Below are 6,107 nucleotides of genomic sequence, written 5' to 3' on the forward strand. Positions count from 1 at the left end.
GGACGCGCCGTTCCTCATCGCGGACGAGCCCTCCGCAGCCCTCGACGCCCGCGCCGAGCAGACCCTGTTCAGCCTGATCCGCGAGCTGGGGCAGGACCGGACAGTCCTGCTGATCACCCACCGGCTCGCCAGCGTCCGCACCGCCGACCGCATCTACGTCCTCGACGACGGCCTGGTGATCGATGAGGGCACGCACGCCGAGCTGATGACCAGGCCCGGGATTTACCGCGAGCTGTTCACCCTCCAGGCCAGTCAGTTCCTCGACACGCAGGCGCCCTAAGCTGTACTGACCATGGACGTTGGTGACGGGCGACCGCGTTGATGAACACGACCGGGTGGACCTGGTCCAGCGGCCGGCCCGGCCGGCCGAGCATGTCACGGCCCCGCAGCAGACTGCTTGGGGCGGTTGGCTTTCGCATTCGAATGCGGAAGGCCGGTGTGCGGTATGACCGTGCGCTTCAGCAATTCTTAGTCGGTAAGGCTGGTGCTCGACTCGGGCCGGTCGGTGCCCGAGGCCGCGAAGAGTCTGAGTATCAACGAGGCCATGTTGGGAAACTGGATGAAGAAGGCGAAGGAAGACAGCGAGGCCGAGGAGCAGCCGTTGTCGGTGCCGGAGCGTGCGGAACTCGAGGAGCCCCGGAAGAAGTACGCGCAGGCACAGATGGACATCGCCTTCCTAAAAAAGCGGCGAGCTTCTTCGTGAGCGAACAGAAGTAAAGTTCGAGTTCATCTCGAACCATGTTCCGAGGAAGCCTGTGTCCGCCCCACCCTGCTGAGGAGCCTCGCCACCGACGTCAAAGCGGAGATTGCCGACCTCGACGACGTGGCCGTGCGCGACGCGGTGGCCAGGGACCCCGGGACGTTCGTCGCCGGCGCTCGCCCAGCCTGTGTGGACGAGTACCAGCACGTCCCGCTCGTCCTCGATGCGATCAAGGCCGAACTCAACCGCGACGGCAGGCCTGGCCGCTTCGTCCTGACGGTCTCGGCCCGACATGAGGCACTGCCCACAGCCGCCCAGGCACTCACTGGCCGGCCGACTGGTGGTCGAGCGGCTGGTGGACGCTGGCTACGAAGTGCGGGTCATGAGCCGCAGACCCCGGTCGGCCGACGACAGCGCCGGGTACGCGTGGGCGACCGCGGACCTGCGGTCGGGCCACGGCGCCCGGGAGGCCGTGGCGGGCGTGGACGTGGTCGTCCACTGCGCGACCGCCTCGAGGCGGAGGCTGGAGGCCGAGATCGCTCGGACACTGCTGGAGGCGGCACGGCGGGCCGGACAGCCGTACCTGGTGTACATCTCCATCGTCGGTGTCGACCGCGTGCCGCTGGGCTACTACCAGGGGAAGCTGGCGGCGGAGCGGCTGGTGGAGGAGTCCGGCCTTCCTTACACGATTCTGCGCGCAACCCAGTTCCACGACCTCCTGCGTGCCGTGTTCGCCGGGGCGGCGAGGTTGCCGGCGGTGCCGCTGCCAGACCTCCGTTTCCAGCCCATCGACGTTTCGACTGGCTGCGGATGGCCGATCGCATTCTGATCAGTGGTCGCGTTGTGTCGTTGAGGGCCCGCATCCATGGACGACGGGTTCGACATCGCTCTCGTTGTGAGATCGGTGTCGACAGGTGAGCCGGCCGCTGAGGATCAGGACAAGGACCGTTGCCGGGCAGCCGGTGCGTCGCCTGTCGTTCACGGGCATGCTCCACAGCGGCCGAGGGGATCTCGCTGTCCGGTCCGAGGAGATCATCCGTGCGGAGCACGATCATCCCACATGTTAGTGATCGACTCGGCGTGGACTCAGGCGTCCCCGCCTCCTATTGCCATCTGCGATCAGTCCACAAGCACGGGAGATGACTGCTGGCGGGACTATCCTGAGGAAATTCCTTCCATCTATCCTGGATCGGTCGGCCCCGTTCACTCCCTTGGTGACTGGGACGGGGGAGCCGTTTGGTCGCCGTCCGGGAGTATGTCTTTCCTGGGTAGGCTGGAGGGGGCAAAATGCTGAGTATCACGACCTACGCCAGCACCCGCATCGCACGATCGCCCGCGGAAGTGTGGGACTATGTGACGACACCGGCCAACTGGGTGGGGGCGCATCCCGTGGCCAAAGCGGTTCGGGGTGACGTCCACCGCCGGCGCCGGCTGGTGCGAGATGGACAGAAACCGTCGAGGTCGGCGGAGAGATCGTGGAACTCGAGTGGACCGCCACAACCATCGATACCAGTGATGCGGAGTGGCTCTGGCGAATCGAGGCGAACCCGTACCTGACCTCTGACCCCGCCGACGGAAGAGTTCACGTCGGCATCACCTACACCTTTCTCGCGGACGGCGATTGCACCGTGTTCGGCCGTACTGTGGACGTGCGCTACTCGGGCGGAGCCTCGATCCCGCTTCGCTACCGGGACGCGTGGACCGACGAGAGCGCCGACATCCACTATCTGGATACGATCAAAAGGGCGCTGGAAGAAGGATGAAGTCGGGACGGCCGTCTCTGTGAAAGATGTCAATCGCGAAACCATGGAACCATGGATTCGTGAAAGGTGTCAATCATGAAAGGTTTCGATTGTCACCGTTTCTGTGACGACTGGCGCTGAGATCGGTACGTCCGGCTCTGTTGTGAGATTCAAGAGGCGGGTTGGGTCGCACCGCGCGACGGCCGTGCGTGACCATTCAGGGCTACGCACGCCGGGGGCATCACCGACCGGTCAACGCAACAGAGCTCGTTGCATACCATCCGGTCAGCACGAGTCGTTCACGGCGAGACGAGGACACCCGGTACATGACATCTGCGGGCCCACACCAACGTACTGACAGAAGACCACAGGGTGACGATGCCCTGGTTGCCTCGGATGCTGTTGTCGCCGGGTACGGCAGGCTGGCGGCGGCCGCAGCGGAATCCCTGGCCGAGGCAACCAGCCAGCAAATCACGGCCGCACTGGATGCGATGGCCGAACGGCTGACCGTTGCCCGGGCGGAGATCGTCGAGGCGAACGAGCGAGACCTGCGTGCCGCGGAGAAGGCGGGGATGAGCGTTGCGCTGCTGGATCGGTTGCTGCTGGGACAGCAGCGGATCGACGCGACGATCGCCCAGCTGCGCCTGCTCGCCGCAGTCGAGGTGCCCCCGCGCGAGATCGAGTTGCGTGAGTTGCCTGACGGGCTGCGGCTGGTGGAGCGACGGCGGCCGGTAGGGGTGATCGGGGCGAACTTCGAGGCGCGGCCGGGTGTCACCATCGACGTGGCCTCGCAACTGCTGAAGTCACGCAACGCCGGGGTACTGCGCACCGGTTCGGCCGCGCTCAGCTCGGCGCTGGCGCTGCACCGGCATGTGATCGTGCCTGCGTTGCAGGCGGCATACCTGGACCCCGACGCAATCCAGCTTGTCGAGGAGCCAGGTCACGAGTTCGCCTCGGCGCTGGTTCGCCAGCGGGGGCTGATCAAGCTGGTGATCCTGCGTGGCAGTGGGGAGACCACGGCGGCGCTTGGGGCGGAGGCAGCCCGCCATGGAGTCCGTACACTCGCTCATGCCGACGGCGGCGGGGTGCTTTACGTGGACGCGGCGGCCGACCGCGACACCGTGGTGCGATTGCTGTGGGCAGGCACTGACCGGCTGGGCGTGTGTAACCGGGTCAACCTGGTGCTGATCGCCGACGCGGTGTACGACGCGATGCGCCCTGTAGTGGAGAATGTACTGCGCGACAACAGGATCCGCGTGTCGTTGCCCCCACACGGGCATCCACTGGGGTATGAGTGGGCGCTGGACCCGGGCAACGAGGCGACGGTGACAGTGGCCCCGGTGGGCGACGCTCGAGAGGCGGCGCGGGTGGCGAACACGGAGACGTCCGGGCTGGCGGCCACGGTGGTCACCGAGGACGCGCACGCCGCGGCGACGTTCATGGACAGCTACAGCGGCACGGGTGTGTTCTGGAACGCCACGACCCGGTTGCTGGACGGGTTCAAGCTGCACGCGATTCCGGAGACGGGGATCAACGTGGATCATGTGCCTGGCCCCCGTGGCCCGGTCACGTTCGCGGACTTGTACCTGCGGCAGTATCTGGTATTGCCCGCCGCGGCGGTGCTGTCGTGACCGGGCTGTCGTGACCGGCTCACGCACTGCCGGGCATACGGCGCGCTGGCCACGTGCTCTTACCGGGGCTGTCGGGGCTGTCGGGGGTTTGTCGATATGGGTTGATATAGGTCGATATGGGCCGTGATGTGGCCCCGCCGGGTAGTGAGCGGGAAACGTGTGAGGATCGGTATATCAGTAAAAGGGTGAACAGGCCGTGACCTCGCCGGCTGTGTTCCGTCAAAAGTAGATAGAATTGCCAAAGGTCTTCCCATGCTGGTAAATCAGCAGTGGAGCGCCATCATGAGGTGGTGGTGAGGAATTCCCGGATGGAGGCAGTGTGCTGGGAGACCTGATGCCCGTCAGGGATCCGCTGCGTTCCGATGATCCGGAACGTGTGGGTACCTATCGGCTGACCGCCCGGCTGGGTGCAGGCGGGCAGGGCGTGGTCTACCTCGGTCACGGTGCTTCGGACGAGGGTGCTTCGGACGAGGCTGTCGCGATCAAGCTGTTGCGTGCCGACCTGAGCGGGGACGCGGCGGCACGGCAGCGATTCATCCGCGAGGTGGCAGCCGCCAAACGCGTTGCCCGCTTCTGCACCGCCCAGGTGCTGGACGCCGACGTCGACGGTGATCAGCCGTACATCGTCAGCGAGTACGTCGACGGGCCGTCCTTACAGCACCTGGTGTCCTCGCAGGGTCCCCGCGACGGCGGCGCGCTGGAACGCTTGGCGATCGGTACCGCGACAGCGCTGGCCGCGATCCACGCCGCCGGCGTCGTCCACCGGGACTTCAAACCGGGCAACGTGCTGATCGGCCCGGACGGCCCACGGGTGATCGATTTCGGGATCGCCCGCGCGTTGGACACAACCAACCCGATCGCCAGTCAGGCGATCGGTACCCCGGCCTACATGGCACCCGAGCAGGTTGCCGGCTCCGACGTCGGCCCGGCGGCGGACGTGTTCGCCTGGGGTGCGACGATCGTTTTTGCGGCGACCGGTCACTCGCCCTTCGGCTCGGACTCGGTCCCGGCGGTGTTCCACCGGATCCTGTACGCCGAACCAGAGCTGGGAGAGCTTTCCGGCCCGTTGCGCGAGCTCGTCGCCGCCTGCCTGGCCAAAGATCCACATGCTCGCCCGCGTGCCCACCAGGTGCTCATCGGTTTACTCGGCCAGGACCAGGCCACGACCGGAGTCGAGATCCCGCCCGGGGCGGACGCACAACCGGCGGGTGTCCTCACCCAGGGCGCCAACGCAGCCGCCACCCTCCGCTTTGATCGTTTTGACGGTGCCCGCGGGCCGGGGACGACACGACTCCTACCGGACCGGCCCACATCGCAGGGTGCGCATGCGCGGCGGTGGATTCTCGCGCTCGGCGCCGCCGTGGTTGCGGTCGGAGCAGTACTCGTTGTGCTGTTCTGGCCGTTCGGGAGCGGACCGAACGAGCAGCAGACCAACGGCATCGCAAGCACCTTTGCCGGCACCTGGAGCGGTCAGGGCCACATCCCCTACGAAGGCGTCGACGTTACCTGGACGGTGTACTTCCGGGCCGATGGTCGCGTCGCGCAGGTGGAGTCGGGCCAGAGCTCGTGTGCCGGAGGAACCCTGACCTGGCTGCGCGGGACCGCCACCAGGATGGAGATGCGGTACGTCCCACCACCAACCTGCACCCCCGGGCGCGTCACCGTGACCAGTCGCGGACAGGATCAGATGATCTTCCATGTGGAGCCGGACAGCGACGTGGAACCCCCTTACGAGGGGACCCTGCACCGCGTGTGAGCGATGCTTCCCGGGATCGGCGCGTCCTGTGGCGGCCGCGCATCTTCTTCTGGACACCCCGGATAGGACTCGTCAACTTCTTCGGCAACGCCCAGAAGTGGCACGAAACATTTCCCGTCCACAATGTCGTCCTGGGGGTCACCTACTGGTGGTAGACGCCTACGGTGGACGGCGAAGTCGCGGGATTGCAGCCGCGGTGTCGGCCTGTCCGCCGGTGCGGTACAGGGGTGATCACGCGCTCTGCGGTCCGCTGCTTCCGGCAGCGGACCGCAGAGCGC

At 66.5% G+C, this 6,107-nt stretch carries 7 protein-coding genes and 1 pseudogene; 7 read left to right on the top strand and 1 reads right to left on the bottom strand.

The annotated features are described in order from the left end of the window. Both DD1DGNOD_RS07430 and DD1DGNOD_RS07435 read left to right on the top strand, forming a co-directional pair. Window positions 1-280: pseudogene (locus DD1DGNOD_RS07430) on the top strand (ABC transporter ATP-binding protein); the annotation flags it as partial. Between the two features lie 204 nt (window positions 281-484). Next, window positions 485-703: a transposase gene (locus DD1DGNOD_RS07435; protein WP_241251337.1), complete on the top strand. Its 219-nt coding sequence runs from the start codon at window positions 485-487 to the stop codon at window positions 701-703. On the opposite strand, the gene DD1DGNOD_RS28945 is transcribed toward DD1DGNOD_RS07435, so the two are convergent. Next, window positions 677-994 (bottom strand): hypothetical protein, encoded by a 318-nt coding sequence (locus DD1DGNOD_RS28945; RefSeq protein WP_165036503.1) that lies wholly within the window; start codon window positions 992-994, stop codon window positions 677-679. The genes DD1DGNOD_RS07435 and DD1DGNOD_RS28945 overlap by 27 nt on opposite strands. Before the next feature lie 88 nt (window positions 995-1,082). Between DD1DGNOD_RS28945 and DD1DGNOD_RS07445 the strand changes: the two genes are divergently transcribed. The 5 genes from DD1DGNOD_RS07445 to DD1DGNOD_RS26660 all read left to right on the top strand — a co-directional run bounded on the left by DD1DGNOD_RS07445 (window position 1,083) and on the right by DD1DGNOD_RS26660 (window position 5,984). After that, entirely contained in the window at window positions 1,083-1,529 is a 447-nt protein-coding gene (locus tag DD1DGNOD_RS07445; RefSeq protein ID WP_241255531.1) for an SDR family oxidoreductase, read from the top strand. Window positions 1,530-2,175: 646 nt separating this feature from the next. Then, on the top strand, window positions 2,176-2,463 hold the full coding sequence (locus DD1DGNOD_RS07450; RefSeq protein WP_131766025.1) for a hypothetical protein: 288 nt from the start codon (window positions 2,176-2,178) through the stop codon (window positions 2,461-2,463). A 305-nt stretch (window positions 2,464-2,768) separates the two neighbouring features. After that, complete coding sequence (locus tag DD1DGNOD_RS07455) at window positions 2,769-4,073, top strand: aldehyde dehydrogenase family protein (protein WP_131766026.1); 1,305 nt, start codon at window positions 2,769-2,771, stop codon at window positions 4,071-4,073. A gap of 319 nt (window positions 4,074-4,392) precedes the next feature. Then, complete coding sequence (locus DD1DGNOD_RS07460; protein ID WP_206443011.1) at window positions 4,393-5,829, top strand: serine/threonine-protein kinase; 1,437 nt, start codon at window positions 4,393-4,395, stop codon at window positions 5,827-5,829. After that, complete coding sequence (locus DD1DGNOD_RS26660) at window positions 5,826-5,984, top strand: hypothetical protein (protein WP_165034836.1); 159 nt, start codon at window positions 5,826-5,828, stop codon at window positions 5,982-5,984. Before DD1DGNOD_RS07460 ends, DD1DGNOD_RS26660 begins: the two co-directional genes overlap by 4 nt. Window positions 5,985-6,107 lie beyond the last annotated feature (123 nt).

It is taken from the genome of Candidatus Protofrankia californiensis, from assembly GCF_900634765.1.
GTDB classification, from domain to species: domain Bacteria; phylum Actinomycetota; class Actinomycetes; order Frankiales; family Frankiaceae; genus Protofrankia; species Protofrankia californiensis.